The 22,369-nt window shown below is 53.0% G+C and carries 19 protein-coding genes and 1 other RNA gene; 11 read left to right on the forward strand and 9 right to left on the reverse strand.

The genetic code is table 11. From position 1 onward, the window contains the following. Nucleotides 1–27 precede the first annotated feature (27 nt). The 5 genes from ABOC97_RS16100 (at nucleotide 28) to selO (ending at nucleotide 4,394) form a co-directional block, all read left to right on the forward strand. Nucleotides 28–582 carry a glutathione peroxidase gene (locus ABOC97_RS16100; protein WP_349599596.1) on the forward strand — a complete coding sequence of 185 codons (555 nt, stop codon included), beginning with the start codon at nucleotides 28–30 and terminating at the stop codon, nucleotides 580–582. Beyond that, the gene (btuD, locus tag ABOC97_RS16105; RefSeq protein WP_349599598.1) at nucleotides 579–1,340 is read left to right on the forward strand and encodes a vitamin B12 ABC transporter ATP-binding protein BtuD; all 762 of its coding nucleotides are present in this window, start codon (nucleotides 579–581) and stop codon (nucleotides 1,338–1,340) included. Before ABOC97_RS16100 ends, btuD begins: the two co-directional genes overlap by 4 nt. A gap of 96 nt (nucleotides 1,341–1,436) precedes the next feature. Then, nucleotides 1,437–1,901, forward strand: coding sequence for a C40 family peptidase (locus ABOC97_RS16110; protein ID WP_234507067.1), 465 nt, complete (start codon nucleotides 1,437–1,439; stop codon nucleotides 1,899–1,901). A 275-nt stretch (nucleotides 1,902–2,176) separates the two neighbouring features. Continuing rightward, nucleotides 2,177–2,890, forward strand: a complete 714-nt coding sequence (locus ABOC97_RS16115; RefSeq protein ID WP_349599600.1) for an EAL domain-containing protein — start codon at nucleotides 2,177–2,179, stop codon at nucleotides 2,888–2,890. Nucleotides 2,891–2,951: 61 nt separating this feature from the next. Next, entirely contained in the window at nucleotides 2,952–4,394 is a 1,443-nt protein-coding gene (selO, locus tag ABOC97_RS16120; RefSeq protein WP_349599603.1) for a protein adenylyltransferase SelO, read from the forward strand. 36 nt (nucleotides 4,395–4,430) lie between these two features. On the opposite strand, the gene hemP is transcribed toward selO, so the two are convergent. From hemP to ppsR, 3 genes are all read right to left on the reverse strand, one after another. Further along, a complete protein-coding gene (gene hemP, locus ABOC97_RS16125) occupies nucleotides 4,431–4,655 on the reverse strand; it encodes a hemin uptake protein HemP (protein WP_349599606.1) in 225 nt (74 codons plus the stop codon). Nucleotides 4,656–4,746: 91 nt separating this feature from the next. Further along, nucleotides 4,747–5,793, reverse strand: a complete 1,047-nt coding sequence (gene aroH, locus ABOC97_RS16130; protein WP_349599609.1) for a 3-deoxy-7-phosphoheptulonate synthase AroH — start codon at nucleotides 5,791–5,793, stop codon at nucleotides 4,747–4,749. A 153-nt stretch (nucleotides 5,794–5,946) separates the two neighbouring features. After that, nucleotides 5,947–6,780 carry a posphoenolpyruvate synthetase regulatory kinase/phosphorylase PpsR gene (gene ppsR / locus ABOC97_RS16135; protein WP_061285142.1) on the reverse strand — a complete coding sequence of 278 codons (834 nt, stop codon included), beginning with the start codon at nucleotides 6,778–6,780 and terminating at the stop codon, nucleotides 5,947–5,949. 328 nt (nucleotides 6,781–7,108) lie between these two features. Between ppsR and ppsA the strand changes: the two genes are divergently transcribed. Beyond that, nucleotides 7,109–9,487: a phosphoenolpyruvate synthase gene (ppsA, locus tag ABOC97_RS16140; RefSeq protein WP_349599612.1), complete on the forward strand. Its 2,379-nt coding sequence runs from the start codon at nucleotides 7,109–7,111 to the stop codon at nucleotides 9,485–9,487. 235 nt (nucleotides 9,488–9,722) lie between these two features. Continuing rightward, nucleotides 9,723–12,092, forward strand: coding sequence for a glycoside hydrolase family 3 N-terminal domain-containing protein (locus ABOC97_RS16145; RefSeq protein ID WP_349599615.1), 2,370 nt, complete (start codon nucleotides 9,723–9,725; stop codon nucleotides 12,090–12,092). Between the two features lie 53 nt (nucleotides 12,093–12,145). On the opposite strand, the gene rprA is transcribed toward ABOC97_RS16145, so the two are convergent. Further along, an RNA gene (gene rprA, locus ABOC97_RS16150) (antisense sRNA RprA) lies at nucleotides 12,146–12,245 on the reverse strand. Nucleotides 12,246–12,420: 175 nt separating this feature from the next. Further along, a complete protein-coding gene (gene ydiK / locus ABOC97_RS16155) occupies nucleotides 12,421–13,542 on the reverse strand; it encodes an AI-2E family transporter YdiK (RefSeq protein ID WP_234508887.1) in 1,122 nt (373 codons plus the stop codon). Nucleotides 13,543–13,800: 258 nt separating this feature from the next. Between ydiK and ydiJ the strand changes: the two genes are divergently transcribed. Together ydiJ and menI are read left to right on the forward strand one after the other, a co-directional pair. Next, nucleotides 13,801–16,857 (forward strand): D-2-hydroxyglutarate dehydrogenase YdiJ, encoded by a 3,057-nt coding sequence (gene ydiJ, locus ABOC97_RS16160; RefSeq protein ID WP_349599619.1) that lies wholly within the window; start codon nucleotides 13,801–13,803, stop codon nucleotides 16,855–16,857. Continuing rightward, entirely contained in the window at nucleotides 16,854–17,264 is a 411-nt protein-coding gene (menI, locus tag ABOC97_RS16165) for a 1,4-dihydroxy-2-naphthoyl-CoA hydrolase (protein WP_349599622.1), read from the forward strand. Before ydiJ ends, menI begins: the two co-directional genes overlap by 4 nt. A 51-nt stretch (nucleotides 17,265–17,315) precedes the next feature. Here the strand turns inward: menI and ABOC97_RS16170 are convergent, their stop codons facing one another. Then, on the reverse strand, nucleotides 17,316–19,013 hold the full coding sequence (locus tag ABOC97_RS16170) for a penicillin-binding transpeptidase domain-containing protein (RefSeq protein WP_416012010.1): 1,698 nt from the start codon (nucleotides 19,011–19,013) through the stop codon (nucleotides 17,316–17,318). 495 nt (nucleotides 19,014–19,508) lie between these two features. Here ABOC97_RS16170 and umuD point away from each other — a divergent pair, with 495 nt between their 5' ends. Both umuD and umuC read left to right on the forward strand, forming a co-directional pair. Continuing rightward, nucleotides 19,509–19,928 (forward strand): translesion error-prone DNA polymerase V autoproteolytic subunit, encoded by a 420-nt coding sequence (umuD, locus tag ABOC97_RS16175; protein WP_349599627.1) that lies wholly within the window; start codon nucleotides 19,509–19,511, stop codon nucleotides 19,926–19,928. Nucleotides 19,929–19,930: 2 nt separating this feature from the next. Then, entirely contained in the window at nucleotides 19,931–21,196 is a 1,266-nt protein-coding gene (umuC, locus tag ABOC97_RS16180; RefSeq protein WP_349599630.1) for a translesion error-prone DNA polymerase V subunit UmuC, read from the forward strand. Between the two features lie 48 nt (nucleotides 21,197–21,244). Here umuC and ydfZ read toward each other — a convergent pair whose 3' ends face one another. The 3 genes from ydfZ to ABOC97_RS16195 all read right to left on the reverse strand — a co-directional run. Further along, complete coding sequence (gene ydfZ, locus ABOC97_RS16185; protein WP_349599633.1) at nucleotides 21,245–21,448, reverse strand: putative selenium delivery protein YdfZ; 204 nt, start codon at nucleotides 21,446–21,448, stop codon at nucleotides 21,245–21,247. A 282-nt stretch (nucleotides 21,449–21,730) separates the two neighbouring features. Beyond that, nucleotides 21,731–22,249, reverse strand: a complete 519-nt coding sequence (locus tag ABOC97_RS16190) for a phosphoribosyltransferase (protein ID WP_349599635.1) — start codon at nucleotides 22,247–22,249, stop codon at nucleotides 21,731–21,733. A 40-nt stretch (nucleotides 22,250–22,289) separates the two neighbouring features. Continuing rightward, a partial coding sequence (locus ABOC97_RS16195) for an IS1 family transposase (RefSeq protein ID WP_001401901.1) occupies nucleotides 22,290–22,369 on the reverse strand: 80 nt, incomplete at its 5' end.

Genomic DNA, 22,369 nt, shown 5'->3' on the forward strand with positions numbered 1-22,369 from the left:
CCCGGCTTAACCTGAAAAGAGGATGCTATGCAAACCACGATTTTGAACACCCCTGTCACCACGATTGATGGTGAAAGCACGACTCTCGAAAGCTATAAAGGCAAAGTGCTGCTGATTGTGAATGTCGCCTCTAAATGCGGCCTGACGCCGCAGTATGAGCAGCTGGAAGCCTTGCAGACTTCGCTACAGAGCGAAGGTTTTAGCGTGCTGGGGTTCCCTTGCAACCAGTTCCTTGGACAGGAACCGGGCAGCGAAGAAGAGATTAAGACCTTCTGCAGCACGACTTATGGCGTAACGTTCCCGCTGTTTAGCAAAATTGAGGTCAACGGTGACGGGCGTCATCCGCTGTACGCTCAGCTAACCCATATCGCGCCGGATGCCATCGCGCCTGAAGGCAGTGGCTTCTATGAGCGTATGGCCAGTAAAGGACGTGCACCGGCACAACCGGGCGATATCCTGTGGAATTTTGAGAAGTTTTTAATTGGCCGTAATGGCGAGGTTATCAACCGTTTCTCTCCGGATATGACGCCGGATGACCCAACGCTGATGGCCGCCATCAAGCAGGCACTCGCGCAGTCATGATGCCTCTGATGCAGCTTCAGGACGTCAGCGAAAACGTTCGGCTACAAAACGTTAGCGTTGACGTTGGTCGCGGCGAGATTATCCATCTCGTTGGGCCGAACGGAGCGGGAAAGAGTACGTTGCTGGCGAGAATGGCCGGATTGAGCCGGGGCCAAGGTGTGGTGACGCTCAACGGACAGCCGTTGGATGCGTGGACTGCTTCTGCGCTGGCGCGCCACCGGGCCTATCTGTCCCAACACCAGACGCCTCCGTTTGCCATGCCCGTCTGGCAGTTTCTGATGCTGCATCAACACGACAGTGAAAAATCATCGTTTGCGGATCATGTCACGCAGGCGCTAGGGCTGAGTAATAAGCTGGGGCGTAACGTCAGCCAGCTTTCAGGCGGCGAGTGGCAGCGGGTCCGGCTTGCGGCGGTGATGTTACAGATTTCCCCATGGGATAATGCGCAGGGGCAACTTCTGTTACTGGATGAACCGATGAACAGCCTGGATGTCGCCCAGCAGGCCGCGCTGGATAAGCTGTTAGCTGAGTTGTGCGCCGCAGGCGTGACAATCATCATGAGCAGCCACGATCTTAACTACACTTTACGGCATGCCAACCGGGTGTGGTTATTATGCGCTGGACAATTGATTGCCAGCGGTCGAACTGACGCCGTATTACAGCCGGAAAATTTAGCGACGGCCTATAATATGACTTTCCAGAAGCTGGAAATAGCGGGCCATCAATGGCTCGTTTATGCTGATAGCGGTGAAAAATAATCCATACTCAGCCTCGGGTGGCGGTCATTGCTTGCCAGCCGATCGCTTATCGATATAATTTGTTGGCTGATTATAAAAATAGAGGATGCGCTGGATATGCGTTTCTGGACACTTTTTCTCGTGGCATTCATTTTAGTTGGCTGTAGCAGTCATCGTCCGCCACCGCCGAATCCACGACTCGCGGATTCCATTACCGTTATAGCGAGCTTAAACGATCAGTTACAGCACTGGCACGGTACGCCTTATCGCTACGGTGGCATGAATCGTCGAGGGGTAGATTGCTCGGCCTTCGTGCTGGTCACTTTCCGCGATAAATTTGAAATGCGTCTTCCAAGGGAAACCCGGCAGCAGGCCAAAATAGGTACCGAGATAGATAAAGACGATCTCTTGCCAGGCGATCTGGTGTTCTTCAAGACGGGGGCAGGTGAAAGCGGCCTACACGTCGGTATTTACGACACGGACAATCAGTTTATCCATGCCTCAACCAGCCAGGGGGTCACGCGCTCCTCCCTCGACAATGTCTACTGGCGAAAGAATTTTTGGCAGGCCAGGCGAATTTAAGTAAAAGAGAAGGAGGCGAAATGCCTCCTTTTTTACATAGTCGATTTAATTTAAATTAAATCACGAACGATATTCTCATTTTGTTGGTCGAGATCATGGAACTTAAGGTTGATTGTGTTAATCCATTAGTTTCGATTACAATCATTACGATCCAGTGACGGACAAATGAAATAACAAGGAACCGATGAAAGGAATAAACACAGTATCCATTACCGTAGGTTTTCGCTTTGTGACTTCAGGAACCCGGACATGACTTTTAGTGAAGGGCAGTCGCAATGATTGTATCGTTGGATAATACGTATTGTTCTCAATTGTTTTTTCTTCCCGCCAGGAATAATGGGGGACAGCTTGTTGGCCTGAAAGTTGTCAGCCAGTTTAGCGGTGTTAATAACCACGTTCGTATTCCGACTAGCCTCGTTCTACCACGACTTACCGCGCAAGAAGAAATCGCTTTATTCCTTGAGAAACTGGATCTTTTGACTACCTGCCAGCTGTTTTTTCTCCAGCACGGCCTGAAAGCGTGGGTCACTATTCCTCCTGGCGTTGTTGACGCGCTGCTCACTGATGATGAGCTGGCGGCCAACGTCGAGCGTTTCTCCTTTCTGGAACTGGCCGTAAGCGAAGGGTTCCCTGGGCTCAATCAGGTTGATGAAAATCATCCGCTCGCCAGATTATGCCAGCGCTTCCCGCTGGTACTCAGCGACTTTGGCTCCGGTGATGCATCGACCAAAGCCGTCTTCGCAGGGCTATTTAGTCGCGTGGTGCTCGACAGAAATTTTGTCCAGCGTCAGGCGAGGTTGGGCTCCTTTGAGCCATTTATGCGTGCCATCGTAAGTCAGATACAACCCTATTGTCGGGCGATTATGATTTCCGGCATTGATGACGAAATTCTTCGCCAGCGTGTGGAGTCTTTCGGCTTTAGTGGAATGCTGGGAAGTTTGTGGCCCGTGGTGCCTGAATCGTCATTAATAACATTAGCGCAACAATAACCCTGCACTTCCTCGGGTGTTTAACGTACAGTAACCCAATACACTACGGGCAGGAGGAACCATGAACCTGTCATTTAACACCCGCTGGCGCGATGAGCTGCCAGAATTTTACAGCGCGCAACAGCCCACGCCGCTACACAATGCCCGTGTGGTCTGGCATAACGCGCCGCTTGCCAATGAGTTAGCCATTCCCGCCGCGCTCTTTACCCCAGAACATGGGGCCGGAGTCTGGGGCGGTGAACAGCTACTGCCGGGCATGTCGCCGCTGGCGCAGGTCTATAGCGGCCACCAGTTCGGCGTTTGGGCCGGGCAGTTAGGCGACGGCCGTGGCATTTTACTGGGTGAGCAGCAACTCGAAAACGGCAAAACGGTTGACTGGCATCTTAAAGGCGCAGGGCTGACACCGTACTCGCGGATGGGCGATGGTCGTGCGGTGCTGCGTTCCACGCTGCGCGAAAGTCTGGCCTCTGAAGCAATGCATTATCTGGGGATTCCTGGGACTCGTGCGCTGGCAATAGTTGCCAGCGATACGCCAATCCAACGTGAAACCGTTGAGTCCGGCGCGATGCTGATGCGTATTGCCGAGAGCCATATCCGTTTCGGTCATTTTGAACATTTCTATTATCGTCGTGACATGGACAACGTTCGTAAGCTGGCGGACTACACCATCCGTCATCACTGGCCGCATTTGCAGAATGAGCCGGAACGCTACTCGCTGTGGTTCCACGATGTGGTCACGCGTACGGCGCTGATGATTGCTCGCTGGCAGACCGTCGGTTTCGCGCATGGCGTGATGAATACCGATAACATGTCTATTCTTGGGCTGACGCTCGACTACGGCCCCTTTGGTTTCGTGGATGATTATCAGCCGGAATATATCTGTAACCACTCGGACCATCAGGGACGCTACCGCTTTGATAATCAGCCTGCCGTGGGGCTATGGAATTTGCAGCGTCTGGCACAGTCGCTGTCGTCGTTCATTGAAGTCGATGCCTTGAACGCGGCGCTGGATACCTATCAGCAAACGTTGTTCCGCGAGTATGGTCAGCGGATGCGTAAAAAGCTGGGGCTATTTAGCGAAGAGCAGGGAGATAACGATCTGCTCAATGGGCTGTATGCATTGATGAAACGTGAGGGCAGTGATTATACCCTGACATTCCGCCTGCTGAGCGCAACTGAACAACACAGTGCGGCATCATCGCTGCGTGATGAGTTTATCGATAGAGCCGCGTTTGATAGCTGGTTCACGCAGTATCGAACTCGTCTGCAGCAAGAAGAGATTGATGATTCTCAGCGTCAACGCGCGATGAAACAGGCTAACCCGTCCATTGTGTTACGTAACTGGTTGGCCCAGCGGGCGATTGAACAGGCAGAGCAAGGCGACTATCAGGAATTACACCGTTTACATGAAGCGCTGCGCTCTCCGTGGTGCGATCGCCAGGATGATTACAGCCGCCGTCCGCCGGACTGGGGTAAACATCTCGAGGTCAGCTGTTCGAGCTAATCCGGCACTAGCTGCACTGCCATCCGGGTGGTGTAGCTACTTCGTTAAAATGAGTTTTCCTGCCTGAGTTTGACGCAATAAATATTGATGTTCACCATGTTCGATGATCACGCGGCCTTCCTGACCTAACAGCACCTGACTGTCGATCCGGCGATCGCTGGAGAGCGGGCGAGGCGTATTATCCTTTTGCGGTTCTAATTCTGCGCAGGTATCCATTAGCGACATTTTTATAATGAAAATCAATGTAACAATGATAACCATTATCAATATTCAGCGAGTTAACCGCAAGTTTTATTTAGTACTATAAATGGTGAGCGTAAAGCGCCCGCCGTAGTGCGGCGGGCTGAGGATGTTACAGGCGGGTGGCGACCGCGGAGGCCAGTTTTTCCAGCAGCAGTTCGGTATCTTCCCAACTCAGGCAAGGATCGGTTATCGATTGACCGTAGGTGAGCGGTTGGTCGGCGACGATTTTCTGCGTACCTTCACGCAGGAAACTTTCCGCCATAATACCGGCAATCGCCGAAGAACCATTGCGGATCTGCTGGCAAATATCGTCACACACTTCCAGCTGGCGGCGGTGCTGCTTCTGGCAGTTGCCGTGGCTGAAATCGACCACCAGATGTTCCGGCAAATCGAATTCATGCAGCGTATCGCAGGCAGCGGCAATATCGTCGGCATGGTAGTTCGGTTTCTTCCCCCCACGCATGATGATATGACCGTAAGGATTACCACTGGTTTGGTAAATGGTCATCTGGCCATTTTTATCCGGCGACAGGAACATATGGCTGGCGCGAGAGGCGCGAATGGCGTCAACCGCAATGCGCGTATTACCATCGGTACCGTTTTTAAAACCAACCGGACAAGAGAGAGCGGAAGCCATTTCGCGGTGAATCTGGCTCTCCGTGGTCCGCGCGCCAATTGCGCCCCAGCTAATGAGATCGGCGATAAACTGACCGGTCACCATATCGAGAAACTCGGTAGCGGTTGGGACGCCAAGCGTGTTGACCTGTAGCAGCAGTTTACGCGCCTGCTCAATACCGTGATTGACGCGATAGCTACCGTTGAGGTCCGGATCGGAGATTAATCCTTTCCAGCCGACAACCGTACGCGGCTTTTCGAAATAGGTGCGCATGACGATTTCCAGCTCGCCCTGGTGTTTTTCACGCAGCACTTGTAAACGGCGGGCATAATCGATGGCAGCATCAAGATCGTGGATAGAGCAGGGGCCAACAATCGCCAGCAGGCGGCGATCTTCACCGTTGAGGATCTTCTCAATCCGTCGGCGTGAAGCGGTCACGTGCGCCGCAACGTCCGCTGATACCGGGTGACGCTCGGCAAGTTCAGTAGGCGTAATCAGGCTCTCAATTCGAGCCGTACGCAATTCATCGGTCTTATTCATGGGGATCTCAGAAATTTGTTGCCTCACCAGCCAATTTGCTGGGAAGTGATGCACATCACGATAAACCAATCTCCGCTGAATTCAAGCGCGGAGCGTAATGTGCTCTCAATCACACTGCTATGATAAACAAATTCGATGCATTGTACTAGTGTATTAGTACATTCTGCGACTTAATCCCATGATGTCCATGATTTTAGTAGCAATTTCTTCTACGGAATAATTGGTGCTATTGATCCACGGTATTTGATTGCGGCGGTACAACGCTTCAACTTCCGCGACCTCCATCCGGCATTGGCGCATTGAGGCGTAGCGGCTATTTTCGCGTCGCTCCTCGCGAATAGCCGCCAGACGCTCGGCGTTAATGGTCAAGCCAAACAGCTTATGCTGTAGCGGTTTTAGCGACGCGGGCAGCACGAGGTTATCCATATCGTCGGCAATAAACGGATAGTTGGCGGCGCGAATACCAAACTGCATCGCCAGATAAAGGCTGGTGGGGGTTTTTCCACAGCGGGAGACGCCAAGCAGGATTACCTGCGCTTGATCGAGGTTACGCAGAGAAATACCGTCATCATGCGCCAGGGTGTAATCAATCGCCGCGATACGCGCATCGTATTTGGTGAGATTACCGGGCGTTAAGCCGTGAGTACGATGAGCAATAGGGGTGGGATCAAGCTTAAGTTCTTCCTGTAAGGGGGCGACCAGCGCCTGCACGATGTCCTGACAAAATCCTTCACATTGCAGAATAATGTCGCGAATTTCGGGAATAACGATGGAATAGAAAACTAACGGACGCACGCCCGTTTGCTGGTAAATCGCGTCGATTTGCTCCTTCACCGCCTTCGCCCGGCTTTCGCTTTCAATGAACGGCAGGGTAATGCTGTTTATCGCCACCGGGAATTGCGACATCACCGCGTGGCCGAGAACCTCCGCCGTAATAGCGGTGCCATCGGAAATATAAAATACCTGACGATCGACTGCGTTTTCCATTTTGCCTTTCCCCGTTAATTACCTGAAAGCGTAAATTAAATTTAAACACAACCTGACGATGCTTGTCCTTAAATTAAAAATGAAATGGTATTTTTATTTTTAATGAAATGCCCATTTCATTTTTACGAGCTGGTCAATATACCGTCGGTTATTGTGGCTTTTTAGCCTAATCAGTAGGTTATGAATTAACGGGAATCAATCCTAAAAAGTAAAAAATAATTTGCTTACACGATTCACCGTTTTTTTCAGCAGTTTAAATATGCGAGGATATTTTGAGTAGTCAGTCGTTACTTATCACTGCTTCTTTAATCTAAAAAGGATTGTCTCGATGTCCAACAATGGCTCGTCACCGCTGGTGCTTTGGTACAACCAACTCGGCATGAATGATGTAGACAGAGTTGGAGGCAAAAATGCCTCCTTGGGTGAAATGATTACGAATCTGTCCGGGATGGGAGTTTCTGTACCCAACGGATTTGCCACCACTGCCGATGCGTTTAATCAGTTCCTCGACCAGAGCGGCGTGAACCAGCAGATCTATCAACTGTTGGATGACACCGATATTGACGACGTTACCGCCCTGGCGAAAGCTGGCGCGCAGATCCGCCAGTGGATCATCGACACTCCTTTCCAGAGCGAACTGGAACAGGCTATTCACGACGCATATAACCAGCTGGCGGCGGATAACTCCAACGCCTCTTTTGCCGTGCGCTCCTCCGCCACAGCGGAAGACATGCCGGATGCGTCCTTTGCCGGTCAGCAGGAAACCTTCCTTAACGTCCACGGTTTCGATGCGGTGCTGGTGGCGGTGAAGCACGTGTTTGCTTCACTGTTTAACGACCGGGCGATTTCCTATCGCGTTCACCAGGGCTATGACCACCGCGGCGTTGCGCTCTCGGCGGGCGTCCAACTGATGGTGCGATCCGACCTGGCATCCTCCGGCGTGATGTTCTCCATCGACACCGAATCTGGTTTCGACCAGGTGGTGTTCATTACCTCCGCGTGGGGGCTGGGTGAAATGGTCGTGCAGGGCGCGGTGAACCCGGATGAGTTCTATGTCCACAAACCAACGCTGGCGGCTAATCGCCCGGCAATCGTGCGCCGTACTATGGGGTCGAAAAAGATCCGCATGGTTTACGCGCCGACGCAGGAACATGGCAAGCAGGTGCGTATTGAAGACGTGCCGCGGGAACAGTGCGATATCTTCTCGTTGACCAACGATGAAGTGCAGGAACTGGCAAAACAGGCCGTCCAGATTGAAAAACACTACGGTCGTCCGATGGACATCGAGTGGGCGAAAGACGGCCACACCGGTAAATTGTTTATCGTTCAGGCGCGTCCGGAAACCGTGCGTTCGCGTGGACAGGTGATGGAGCGTTATACGCTGCATTCCCAGGGGCGTATTGTTGCTGAAGGCCGTGCCATCGGCCATCGCATCGGCGCGGGTAGCGTGAAGGTGATTCACGATATTAGCGAAATGAACCGTATCCAACCGGGTGATGTGCTGGTCACTGACATGACTGACCCGGATTGGGAACCGATCATGAAAAAAGCCGCGGCGATTGTGACTAACCGTGGCGGGCGTACCTGTCACGCGGCGATTATCGCCCGTGAGCTGGGGATCCCTGCGGTAGTGGGCTGCGGCGATGCAACAGAACGCATGAAAGATGACGAGAAAGTCACCGTGTCCTGCGCCGAAGGCGACACCGGCTACGTTTACGCTGACCTGCTGGACTTTAGCGTGAACAGTTCCAGCGTCGATACCATGCCGGATCTGCCGCTGAAAATCATGATGAACGTCGGCAACCCGGACCGTGCGTTTGACTTTGCCTGCCTGCCGAACGAAGGCGTGGGTCTGGCGCGTCTGGAATTCATCATCAACCGTATGATTGGCGTGCACCCTCGGGCGTTGCTGGAGTTTGATGACCAGGAACCGAAGCTGCAAAATGAAATCCGCGAGATGATGAAAGGCTTTGACTCGCCGAAAGAGTTTTATGTGGGCCGTCTGACCGAAGGGATCGCGACGCTGGGCGCGGCGTTTTATCCAAAACGCGTTATTGTGCGTCTGTCTGACTTCAAATCGAACGAATACGCTAACCTGGTGGGTGGCGAGCGCTACGAGCCGGAAGAAGAGAACCCAATGCTCGGTTTCCGTGGTGCCGGTCGCTACGTTTCCGACAGCTTCCGCGATTGCTTTGCGCTGGAGTGCGACGCGGTGAAACGCGTTCGTAACGAGATGGGGCTGACCAACGTTGAGATCATGGTGCCGTTCGTGCGTACCGTCGATCAGGCAAAAGCGGTGGTGGACGAACTGGCGCGTCAGGGGCTCAAACGTGGTGAGAATGGCCTGAAAATCATCATGATGTGCGAGATCCCGTCCAACGCACTGTTGGCGGAACAGTTCCTCGAACACTTCGATGGCTTCTCTATCGGTTCGAACGACATGACGCAGCTGGCGCTGGGCCTTGACCGTGACTCCGGTGTGGTTTCCGCACTGTTCGATGAGCGTAACGACGCGGTGAAAGCGCTGCTGTCGATGGCGATTCGCGCGGCGAAGAAACAAGGTAAATACGTTGGTATTTGTGGTCAGGGTCCGTCGGATCATGAAGATTTTGCCGCGTGGCTGATGGAAGAAGGGATCGACAGCCTGTCGCTGAACCCGGACACCGTCGTGCAGACCTGGCTGGGTCTGGCTGAACTGAAAAAATAACGCGTTATCCTGCTGAAAATCCCGGGCCCTGTGTCCGGGATTTTTTTATCCACTGGGAGTTGCTGTCGATCACACTCCGCGAAAAAAACAAAAAATCATAAACCTACAGGCAATTTCGACAATTGTTCCCCGTCCGCCACTTCTGAATACTGATTCACAATTGTTAATACCGTGCGCTTACCCGTCATCGCGCTGAATGATTGCGGGTATTGATCAGCAACTCAGGAGAACGGCTATGACCCCGATTTATAAAGACTCGCAACGCTCGATTCAGGAACGCGTCGATGACTTATTGTCACGCATGACGCCCGAGGAAAAATATGCCCAGATGCATGCCTGGTGGCTGGTGCTGTCGGAAGATGGTCAGCACCGCGAAAGAACCGACATGAGCGACGAGTTTGCCGGTGTCAGCGAGCAAACTTCGCTGAGCGAGCGCCTGAAACTTGGCGTAGGGCAAATTACCCGCCCGTTGGGCACCCATATTGTCGATGCAAAAACCGGCGTCCGTGCGGCTAACCGGCTGCAAAAAATGATGATGGAGGAGACCCGTCTGGGAATACCCGCGCTGTTTCATGAAGAGTGCCTGGTCGGGTTGCTGTGCAAAGACGCGACGTTGTTCCCGTCATCGCTGAACTACGGTTCGACCTGGGACCCAGAGCTGGTGAAACGTGCGGCACAGCAGATTGGCGAAGAGGCTCGTTCAACCGGCTGCAAGCAGGGGTTAGCACCGGTGCTGGATGTCTCTCGCGATGTGCGCTGGGGGCGAACCGAAGAGACTTTCGGTGAAGACCCATGGCTGGTGGGCGTGATGGCCTGTGCCTATGTTGAAGGGTTACAAGGTGAAAAACGTGACGTACTGGCAACGCTTAAGCATTACGTTGGTCACTCGTTCAGCGAAGGGGCGCGCAACCATGCGCCGGTGCATTTGGGTTTTCGCGAACTGAACGATACTTTCCTGTTGCCGTTTGAAATGGCGGTGAAGCTGGCCAATGCGGGCTCAGTGATGCCTGCCTATCACGATATCGATAATCAACCGGGACACAGCGATAGTTTTCTGTTAACCACGGTGCTGCGCGAACGCTGGGGCTTCGACGGGATCGTGGTTGCTGATTACGGCGGCGTGAGTTTACTGCATCAGCATCATGGCGTCGCACAGGATGCGGCAGAGTCTGCAGCGCTGGCTTTTAATGCCGGTCTGGACGTAGAACTGCCGAAAGACGACTGTGCCCGCCATCTGGCGGAAGCGGTTGAACGCGGGCTGATAACACCGGCAAAAATTGATGAGATTGTGGCCCGCACGCTCACCGAGAAATTCCGCCTCGGCCTGTTTGAGCACCCGTATACCGACGAGAATGCTATCTCATTGCAGTCCGATACCACACGTCAGGTGGCAAGAGAAGTCGCCACCCGTTCTATCACGCTGCTGGAAAACCATAATGCGCTGCCGCTGACCGGCAAACCGCGCGTTGCGGTGGTGGGTCCGACGGCGGATGACCCACTGGCGCTGTTAAGCGGCTATAGCTTCCCGGTGCACCTGATAATCAGCGATATGCTAGAGAAAACTTCACAGGTGACAACGCCGCTGGTGGCGCTGCGCCACTATCTGGGGGAGAACCAGATTCGCTACGCCAAAGGCTGCCATATTATTGAACAACGTATGGCGGGGGCGCCGGTCTTCCCTGGCGATAGTTCGGGTAAACCGATGCAGTCTTCGCCGGTATCTGAGGATTTCAGCCTGATTGCTGACGCGGTGCGTGCTGCGCAGGAGAGCGATGTGGTTATCGCCTGCGTGGGGGATTTAGCGGGGCTATTCCAGAGCGGTACGGTGGGCGAAGGTTCCGATACCGATAGCCTGAATCTGCCGGGCGTGCAGCAACAGCTGCTGCAGGCGCTGGTGGATACCGGCAAACCGTTAGTGGTGGTGATGACCGGCGGTCGTCCTTACAACCTGCAGGGGCTGGAGGCGAAAGTGGCGGCGCTGATGCTGGCCTGGGCTCCGGGACAGGAAGGCGGTTGGGCAATCGCTGATGTGTTGACCGGTCGCGCCGAGCCCCAGGGGCGTCTGGTGGTGAGCGTGCCGAAAAGCGCCGGAGCGATGCCGTTCTACTATAACCACAAGCTGAAAAGCGGCGGCACGCCGTTTGCTTTCCATTTCGGTGCGCTGTATCCCTTTGGTTACGGTAAAGGCTGGGGCCAGTTTAGCTACGGTGAACTGACGCTGGCGCAAAACCAGGTGGATATCGAGGGTGAAATCACCTTGAGTCTTTCGGTGAAAAATATCGGCGAGCGCAGCGGCAGCGAAGTGGTGCAAGTGTATGTGCGCGATAAGGTTGCCTCTATGGTACGTCCGCTTCAGGAATTAAAAGCTTTTGAACGCGTGACGTTGTCACCTGGCGAGCAGGCGATGCTCACCTTTACGTTGCCGGTGGATATGCTGAATTTCACCAGCTATGAGGGGCAGCGTATCGTTGAGCCGGGCGAGTTTGAACTGCAGGTTGGAAGTTCATCGGCAGATATTCAGCGCCGTGTGACGGTGCAGGTTAACGGTAAAACGCGGGTGTTGCCGTCTGACTGGCGGATGATGAGTCGTAGCGAAATCGGCTGATAGCGAGGTTATCCTTCCCGGTACCGAGGTGCCGGGGAATTGCCGTGTGCCAGATAAAAAAAGGCCCATCGTGGGAGATGGGCAAAGACTACACACAGCAATTCATTGTTTCACTCAGGGGATATATAAATCAAAGGGTTGATTTATTGCCTTGGAGGTTATAGTAGGCATGCGCATTTTTTGCGTCGATCGGATTTCTCCCAATAGTTAAATAAATGTGAATATTTTCCGAGGCATGTCGCAGATAACGCGTATTTTTGCGGGGTTTTGGCGAAGAATTGGTCAATTTCACTTAAGTGAAAGGCGGGATTTCCCGCCTTTTGTTATCTTACTGTTTTGGATAGTTATTCTGCTCAAGCTCGGCCAGCTCTTCCAGAACCTGTTCCGGGTCTGAAGAGGGTGGCGGTACTTCATGTAACCAGGCATCAAACAGACGCCAGGAGACGGCCAGCAGCACTGGGCCGATAAACAGACCAATCATCCCGAATGCGACCAGTCCGCCGATAACGCCGGAGAGGATCAGAATCATTGGCAAGTCGGCACCCATGCGAATCAGCATCGGACGAATGACGTTATCCATCGTGCCCACCACGCAGCTCCACACCAGCAGCACGGTGCCCCAGGTGGTATCGCCGGTCCAGTAGAGCCAGATAATGCAGGGCACCAGCACAATCAATGGCCCGAGTTGCACGAGGCAGGAGAAGATCATCACCACGGTTAACAGCGTTGCGTAAGGCACACCGGAGATAGCCAGACCAATACCTCCTAGCACGGCCTGTACTAGCGCAGTCACCACCACGCCCAGTGCGACCGCACGGATAGCCTGACCCGCCAGCAGAACCGCCGCGTCGCCGCGTTTCGCCGCGAGACGCGTGGCGAAGTAACGCATACCAAAGGCGACTTTCTCACCCTGCCAGTACAGCAGAGCGCTGAACAGCAGCATCAGGCCGCTGTGGAGCAGGAAGCGACCGACATGTGCGGCTTGACCAACGAACCAGGTGGTGGTGGTGCCAAGATAAGGGCGAATCTTGGCCATCAGCGCGCTGCCGCCCATATCGAGCAGGCTGTGCCAGGCGCCGTACAGTTTGGCGCCAACAAATGGAATACTATTTAACCCCGCGAAATCCGGCAGCGTCAGGGTGCCGCTGGTAATGGCATGAATCAGCGGCGTGCTGCCGTCAACCAGGCTGTTGACTAGCAGGGCGATGGGAATGACGAACAATAAAAAAAGCAGTAACGTCATCACGAGGACAGCCAGAGAGCGTCGACCAAAAAGCAGGCGCTGGAACCAAATCAGAACGGGCCAGGTGGCAATCACGATAGTTGATGCCCAGGCGAAGCCCAGAATAAATGGCTGAACAATCCATAAACAAGCGATGATCATCAGTGCAATAAACAGCACCGATAGCAGTATTTGCGGAATATCCCGTGGTTTAAGAACCGTGTTCATAAATAAGCGTTACCTTCAGTTACTCGCCAGACCGCTGACGTGACATAAATCCTTTCATTGATATTAATATCAATAAATTCCCGGCGCTGATTCTGCGGCAAAATCTACCGGGCGCATAAGAAAAAAATGTGATAAAACGATAACGGCACAACGCAAACGATTAATCATTTATACACATAATTTCTGCCGTCTATTGTATTGATCAAAGTAGGCGAAATTTTGTGCGTACAACACAACATTCAGAAAGGGTCAATCGTAATGATCCCACAGATTTCCCAGGCGCCTGGCGAAGTACCGCTGGTGCTGAATTATTTGCAAGCACTGGAGCAACAAGGTTTTACCGGCGATACTGCCACTCGCTACGCTGACAGGCTGACGATGGCGACCGATAACAGCATCTACCAGCTTCTTCCCGACGCGGTAGTGTTCCCTCGTTCCACGGCAGATGTCGCGCTGTTGGCCCGTATTGCGGGTGAAGAGCGTTATCAGTCCCTGGTCTTCACCCCGCGCGGTGGCGGCACTGGCACCAACGGTCAGGCGCTGAATCAGGGCATCATCATTGATATGTCCCGCTATATGAACCGCATTATTGAAATCAATCCTGAAGAGGGTTGGGTGCGTGTTGAAGCCGGGGTCATCAAAGACCAGCTCAATCAATATTTGAAACCCTACGGCTATTTTTTTGCGCCTGAGCTGTCGACCAGCAACCGGGCGACGCTGGGGGGGATGATCAACACCGATGCATCCGGACAGGGGTCGTTGGTTTACGGCAAAACGTCCGATCACGTACTTGGCGTTCGTGCCGTGCTGCTGGGCGGCGATATTCTTGATACCCAGCCGGTTCCCGTCGCGCTTGCCGAAACGCTGGCGAAAGAGCAGTCGGCGTCAGGGCGAATCTACCGTACCGTCTTCGAGCGCTGTCGCGACAACCGCCAGCTGATTATCGATAAATTCCCCAAACTGAACCGCTTCCTGACCGGCTACGATTTGCGTCACGTCTTTAACGACGCGATGACCGAGTTCGATCTCACCCGCGTGCTGACCGGTTCTGAAGGTACGCTGGCGTTCGTTACCGAAGCACGCCTTGATATCACCCCGCTGCCGAAAGTGCGCCGTCTGGTGAACATCAAGTACGACTCTTTCGACTCCGCACTGCGTAACGCGCCGTTTATGGTCGAAGCGCGGGCATTATCGGTTGAGACCGTTGATTCGAAAGTCCTGAACCTGGCGCGGGAAGATATCGTTTGGCACTCGGTCAACGAACTGATTACCGACGTCCCGGATAAAGAGATGTTGGGTCTGAACATCGTCGAGTTTGCCGGTGACGACGACGGGCTGATTGAGGGTCAGGTAACTGCGCTATGCCAGCGCCTTGATGAGTTGATGGCGCAGCACGAAGGTGGCGTGATTGGTTGGCAGCGCTGCAATGAACTCGACGGTATCGAACGAATTTACGCGATGCGTAAGAAAGCGGTCGGCCTGTTGGGGAATGCCAAAGGGGCGGCGAAGCCGATTCCGTTTGCCGAGGATACCTGCGTGCCGCCGGAGCATCTGGCGGACTATATCGTTGAGTTTCGCGCACTGCTCGATAGCCATGGTTTGAGCTACGGTATGTTTGGTCACGTCGATGCGGGCGTGTTGCACGTTCGTCCGGCGCTGGATATGTGCGATCCACAGCAGGAGATCTTGATGAAACGGATCTCCGATGACGTGGTGGCTCTGACCGCCAAATACGGCGGCCTGTTGTGGGGTGAACACGGCAAAGGTTTCCGCGCCGAATACAGTCCCGCATTCTTTGGCGAGCAGCTTTACGCGGAACTGCGGAAAGTAAAAGCCGCATTCGACCCGGATAACCGTTTGAACCCGGGTAAAATTTGTCCGCCGGAGGGCGTAGACGCGCCGATGATGAAGGTGGATGCGGTGAAGCGCGGCACCTATGACCGACAAATTCCGGTGACGGTGCGTTCCTCATGGCGTGGGGCGATGGAGTGTAACGGCAACGGATTGTGCTTCAACTTTGATGCCAAAAGTCCGATGTGTCCGTCGATGAAAATCACCAATAACCGCATGCACTCGCCGAAAGGCCGTGCAACGCTGGTACGCGAATGGCTGCGTCTGCTGGCCGATCGCGGCGTTGACCCGACAATGCTAGAGAAAGAGCTGCCGGAGAAACGCGCTAGCCTGCGTTCATTGGTCGAGCGCACGCGCAACAGCTGGCATGCCCGTAAAGGCGAATACGATTTCTCGCATGAAGTGAAAGAGGCGATGTCGGGCTGCCTGGCCTGTAAAGCCTGTTCCACCCAATGCCCGATTAAAATCGACGTGCCAGAGTTTCGTTCCCGTTTCCTGCAGCTATACCACACGCGTTACCTGCGTCCGGTACGCGATCACCTGGTGGCAACCGTTGAAAGCTATGCACCGCTGATGGCGCGCGCGCCGAGGACCTTTAACTTCTTTATGAACCAGCCGCTGGTACGCAAGCTCTCGGAGAAGCACATCGGGATGGTTGATCTGCCGATGTTGTCGGTTCCGTCGCTGCAAAAACAGGTGGTCACGCATCGCTCGGCGAATCTGACTCTTGAACAACTGGAAGCGCTCGCGCCGGAGCAAAAAGCACAAACCGTGCTGGTGGTACAGGATCCGTTTACCAGCTATTACGATGCGCAGGTGGTGGCCGACTTTATCCGGCTTATCGACAAGTTAGGTTATCAGCCGGTGCTGCTGCCGTTCTCACCGAATGGCAAAGCGCAGCATATCAAGGGCTTCGTGACGCGCTTTACCAAAACGGCACAGAAAACGTCAGATTACCTCAATCGGGTGGCGGCGCTGGGTATGCCGATGGTCGGCGTCGATCCTGCGCTGGTACTGTGTTACCGCGATGAGTATAAGCAGGTGTTGGGGGATAAACGCGGTGATTTCAACGTCATGCTGGTGCATGAATGGTTGCCGCAGGTTTTAGACCACAACGAGAATATTCTTCCTGCCGGGGAGCCATGGTATCTGTTCGGCCACTGTACGGAAGTCACGGCGCTGCCGACCGCACCGAAACAGTGGGCGACGATTTTTTCCCGCTTTGGCGCCACGCTGCAAAACGTCAGCGTTGGCTGCTGTGGGATGGCCGGGACTTACGGCCATGAGGTTAAAAACCATGCTAACTCGCTGGGTATCTATGAACTGTCCTGGCACCAGGCGATGCAGCGGCTGCCGCGCAACCGCTGTCTGGCAACGGGTTATTCTTGCCGTAGTCAGATAAAACGCGTCGAAGGTAACGGGGTGCGCCATCCATTGCAGGCTTTACTGGAGATTATCGGATGATCTGGAAACGACAAACCACGCTGGAAGCGCTTAATGCGATGGGCGAAGGGAACATGGTGGGGTTGCTGGATATCCAGTTTGACCGCATCGGCGATGATTCGCTGGAGGCGACAATGCCCGTCGATCACCGCACGCACCAGCCGTTTGGCCTGCTACACGGTGGAGCATCGGTGGTGCTGGCTGAGACAATTGGGTCGGTCGCGGGCTATTTATGTACCGAAGGTGAAGATCGGGTAGTTGGCCTTGAGGTTAATGCCAACCATATTCGTTCCGCGCGCAGCGGCCGGGTGCGTGGCGTGTGCAAAGCGCTACATGCCGGACGACGTCATCAGGTTTGGCAAATTGAGATCTTTGATGAACAGGGCCGGTTATGCTGCTCGTCGCGGCTGACCACCGCCGTCGTCTAGCGGTTCTGCAGCCGGGCTAATTATTTTAGCCCGGCCGTGCGCTGGGTTGTTTTAGTGCAGCGCATCTGGCGCAATATTCATGTTTTTCAGTACCGGCCCCATGATATTGCCAAATATGGGGGCCGCCACCGAACCGCCAAAGTGGGTGCCTGCCGTCGGATTGTTGACCACCACCACCAATGCCACTTCAGGATGACTGACCGGGGCAACGCCTGCGGTATAGTTTACGTAGCCGCCGTCATATTTTCCGCTGTCACCAAGTTTCTCTGCGGTACCGGTTTTGGTCGCCAGGCGATATCCCGGCACCGCCGCTCTTACGCCGCTACCGCCGGGTAAAACGTCGCTCTCCATCATCCGCACAACCGTTTTAACAATATTGGGATCGGCAATTTGCTGGCCCATGACCGGTGGAGTGACTTTGGTTATCGACAGCGGACGGTAAATGCCGTACGAACCCATGGTGGCGTATTCGCGAGCAATTTGCAGCGGCGTTACGCGTAGCCCGTAGCCGAATGAGAAGGTCGCACGTTCAATATCGGCCCACTGCTGGCGATGCAGCGGGAAATAACCCACGCTTTCGCCGCTCAGTCCGAGTCCGGTCGGTTTACCAAGGCCGAATGCCTGATAGGTATCGACCAGCGCTTGCGCCGGCATGGCTAGCGCAATATGGGAGACCCCGATATCGCTCGATTTTTGCAAAATGCCGGTCGGCGTTAGCTGTGGCCAGTGGCCGACGTCGCGGATCAGGTGTCCGTTAACGCTATACGGCGTGGTGTTCAGCAGGGTATCGGGCTGAATAATCTGTTTTTCCAGCCCTTCAATAATCACCAACGGCTTCACCGTTGAGCCGGGCTCAAAGCTGTCGTTAATGGCGACATCGCGCATCTGCGTTTGGGTGGCGTTGTCAAAATTGTTGGGGTTATACGAGGGGTAGGAGGCCATCGCGAGGATTTCGCCGGTATCAATTTTTACCAGCACCGCCGCGCCGGAATCGGCCTTGTTCAGCAATACGCCTTCGCGCAGTTTGCTGTACATGGTGTACTGGTCAAATTTATCAATGCTCAGTTGTACGGTTGGGGGCTGCTTAGGCGCATCATAATCAAGTACGCTGATAATGTCGCCGGAGGCGTCTTTACGGTAGATCTCTTTTCCCGGCTGACCCTGCAGAATATTGTCATAACCCTTTTCGACACCGTTTAGCCCGGTATTATCGGCACCGACGATACCGATTAATGGCGCGGCGGCTTCGCCCATTGGATAGAAGCGGCTGTCGTCGTAGACTTCGCTGATACCTTTTATATGCAGATTTTCCACATCTTTGGCGATACCCAGCTCAACTTTTCTATCGAGGAAAAGAAAATGGCGGTGCGCGTTCTGATAGATCTTGTTCGCAATTTGATCGGGTGTGGTATTGAGCGCGGAGGCCAGATACAGCCATTTAGGATCGCGGAAGTTAGGGCTCGCCTCAACGATTTTTATCGGGTCAGCTATCACATCGCGTGAAGGGACGCTCATCGCCAGGGCTTCACCGTTGCGATCGACCAGCGTTCCCCGGTTTGTTGGCAGTTCAATGGTACGTAATGAGCGCTGATCCGCTTCGCGAGCAAGCATCGGATGGTTTAAAAATTGTAGATCCGCCACTCGCACCAGCAAAACAGCAAGGCAAAAAAGAATACCCAGACAGAGTATTATGTAACGAGACGTAATAAATGAGTCTTTATTTTTCTTTTCTGTTGAATTTTTTTTCATTTGTAACATTAAACCACATGATCTTTTATTTTTTATAATCAATACCAGACGGCCAACGATTTAATGATGGCCGCAATGAGACGGTATAAATATCCATTCTACAGGCGAGCTGAAGAATCAGTTTACAGAGAATGTCATTGATAACAAGCGATTAAGTTAACAGATTATTTCAACGCAGCACGCGTATTGGCGAAGAGATAAATGACGAAGTGGGTGCGGAAAAAGAGGCATGATAACGACAAAAAACGACCTGAAGGTGGCTTTGACTTAGCGGTAATATTGCCGATTTTTGCCCTGGTTTGATGCGTTATCAGATTTATCCGTGTCTATTGGATTAATTTTGCGCCGATGACTTTGCCATTTAGTATCCGCAGTTTGATTTTTCGATTTCCCTTTAGCCACCTCAACGCCCCACATTTCATCGCCTGAGCGCTTGAAGTCACCACCCAATGCATATACTGTATATATGTACAGTATATGCATTGGGTGATTATCATGCAATTTTTCACATTCTCCGAGCGGCAGGACGTTCTTGCGCTGCCGCTGTTTAGTACCTCGGTATCCTGTGGTTTTCCAAGCCCCGCCCAGGACTACATCGAGCAGCGCATCGACCTCAACGAACTGCTTGTGCAGCATCCATCGGCGACCTATTTCGTCAAGGCTGCGGGCGACAGCATGATTAACGGTGGGATTAGTTCAGGCGATCTGTTGGTTATCGACAGCGCCCTGACGGCAAAGCAGGGGGACATTGTGATTGCCGCCGTAGATGGAGAGTTCACCGTCAAACAGCTACAGCTGCGGCCTGTTATTCAACTCAATCCGATGAATGAAGCCTACAGCCCGATTATTATCGGGAGCGAAGGGATTCTTGATATCTTCGGCGTCGTTACCGGCATTATCAAAATCAGACGCTAAGTATGTTTGCCTTAGTCGATGTAAATAGCTTTTACGCCTCCTGCGAGATGGTGTTTCGCCCCGATCTGAAAGGGCGTCCGGTGATTGTGCTGAGCAACAACGATGGCTGCGTGATTGCCCGTAACCAAGAGGCAAAACCGTTTGTGGAAATGGGCGTGCCCTATTTCAAACAAAAGGAGAAACTGCGGCGTCACGGTGTGGTTTGTTTTAGCAGTAACTACGAGCTTTATGCAGATCTTTCCGAGCGGGTGATGACCACGCTTGAAGAGATGATGCCAAAAGTGGAAATTTACAGCATTGATGAGGCGTTCTGTGACGTAACGGGTGTCAGTCATTGCCGGGAGCTTGCCGAATTTGGCCAGGATATCCGTGACACTATCCAACAACGAACCCATCTTACCGTTGGTGTTGGTATTGCGCCCACCAAGACGTTGGCCAAGCTGGCAAATTATGCGGCTAAAAGATGGCGCCAGACGGGCGGCGTGGTGGATTTATCCAGTCGCGAGCGCCAGCGTCGGCTCCTGGCGTTGGTGCCGGTGGAGGAGGTGTGGGGTGTGGGACGACGGCTCAGTAAAAAATTAAACGCCATGGGTATCATGACGGCATTCGATTTAGCGCAACAATCTACCTGGGTAATTCGTCGACATTTTAGCGTGGTGCTGGAGCGAACGGTGCGTGAACTGTGTGGTGAATCCTGCTTGGCGTTTGAGGAGTTTGCGCCGAATAAACAGGAGATTATCTGTTCCCGCTCGTTTGGCGATCGCATCAGCGATTATGCGTCCATGCGACAGGCTGTTTGCAGCTACGCCACCCGTGCTGCGGAAAAGTTGCGTTATGAACGCCAGTTCTGTCGGTTTATCGCGACCTTTATTAAAACATCGCCGTTTGCGGTGGGCGAAATTTATTACGGTAATAATGCGGCTATCAAACTATTAACGCCGACCCAGGACTCGCGTGACATTATTAATGCCGCTATCCGCAGTCTGGATATTATCTGGCGCGATGGCCATCGCTATCAAAAGGCCGGGGTCATGTTAGGGGATTTCTATAGCCAGGGCGTTGCGCAGTATGATCTCTTCGATAGTTATGTACCGCAACGTAATAGTGCGCAACTGATGAACACGCTGGATACGCTGAATCAAAAAGAAGGGCGCGGAACGCTCTATTTTGCTGGGCAGGGGATTGAGCCATTGTGGCAGATGAAACGCGAAATGCTGTCGCCGCGTTATACGACGCGGTATAGCGATTTATTGCGGGTTGGGGAATAGCCGACACGAGCAGGCCATATTATTGGCCTGCTCTAAGATGGCACGGTATTAGTGGAAGCCCAGGCGAATTAACTCAAGTGGGCAATACATGCCATCGTAACCTTCGATCTCGACAGACTCCGAACGGCGCACTTGTTCTGCCGTTTTACCTTCACTGTGAATCGAGCGGATCACACCCGTTGCGCCATTATTGGCAATCATGACGTGGCTACCGATAGTGATAGCGTTACGGTTACGATCGTAGGTTTTCATCGTCTCCTCCTTTCACTGTGTCAGACGAGTTAGGTTTTCGGAGTGAATTAATACCGCTATGGAAATCGTTGTGTTTTGAGCTTCGTCAAACTGGTGTTTTTTAAATGCGGTTGGCGGGAAAAAAATCAAGGGGGATTTTTGCAGAAAATAGGAGTTGATGAAAAAATAGCCGAACCAGGAAGTGCTGGACATATTCGATGGCATAAGGCTATGCCAGTGATACCCGCTTAATATATCCCGATGGAATATATTAAGCGGTATTGCTGGTGTGAGGGCCGGTGATTACTTGATCAGTTTTGCCACATTAGGTTTGTTACGGTATTTATTATCCCATGGCATGCCGTAACCAATCAGCAGATCGTCACTCTCCATTTCGTAGGCATAATATTGTTTTACGGGAATATCAACGCGGCCTGGTTTGACAAACAGTACGGCAATAGATACCGAGGCGGGTTGGTAATTCTCAGAGATGTACTCCACGAGGCGTTTCATTGTGCCACCGGATTCAATCGCATCGTCGATGATGATGACATGCCGGCCATTGATCTCAATATTATGATGATAAACGATAGTGGAAGTGTTGTTACGATCGCCTGGCGTATGAGGGCACGATATATAATCCATATTGACATCAAAAGTGAGCTGCCGGGTCAGGTCGGCGGTGTAGAGTATTCCGCCCGGTACCACGGTAATGACAACGGCATCGGTAAAATCGTGGTTTAACCGCGCGGCCACGTTACGTACGCCTGTTGCAATAGCCTCTTCATCGAGGATGATGTCGCCAATATGCTGATTTTTCATGTGAGCTCCATTATTTGATGTTCTAGGTAATGACTCCAACTTACTGATAGTGTTTTATGTTCAGATAATGCCCGATGACTTTGTCATGCAGCTCCACCGATTTTGAGAACGACAGTGACT

Origin of the sequence: Kluyvera huaxiensis, assembly GCF_040149365.1 — a bacterium.
GTDB classification, from domain to species: domain Bacteria; phylum Pseudomonadota; class Gammaproteobacteria; order Enterobacterales; family Enterobacteriaceae; genus Kluyvera; species Kluyvera intermedia_A.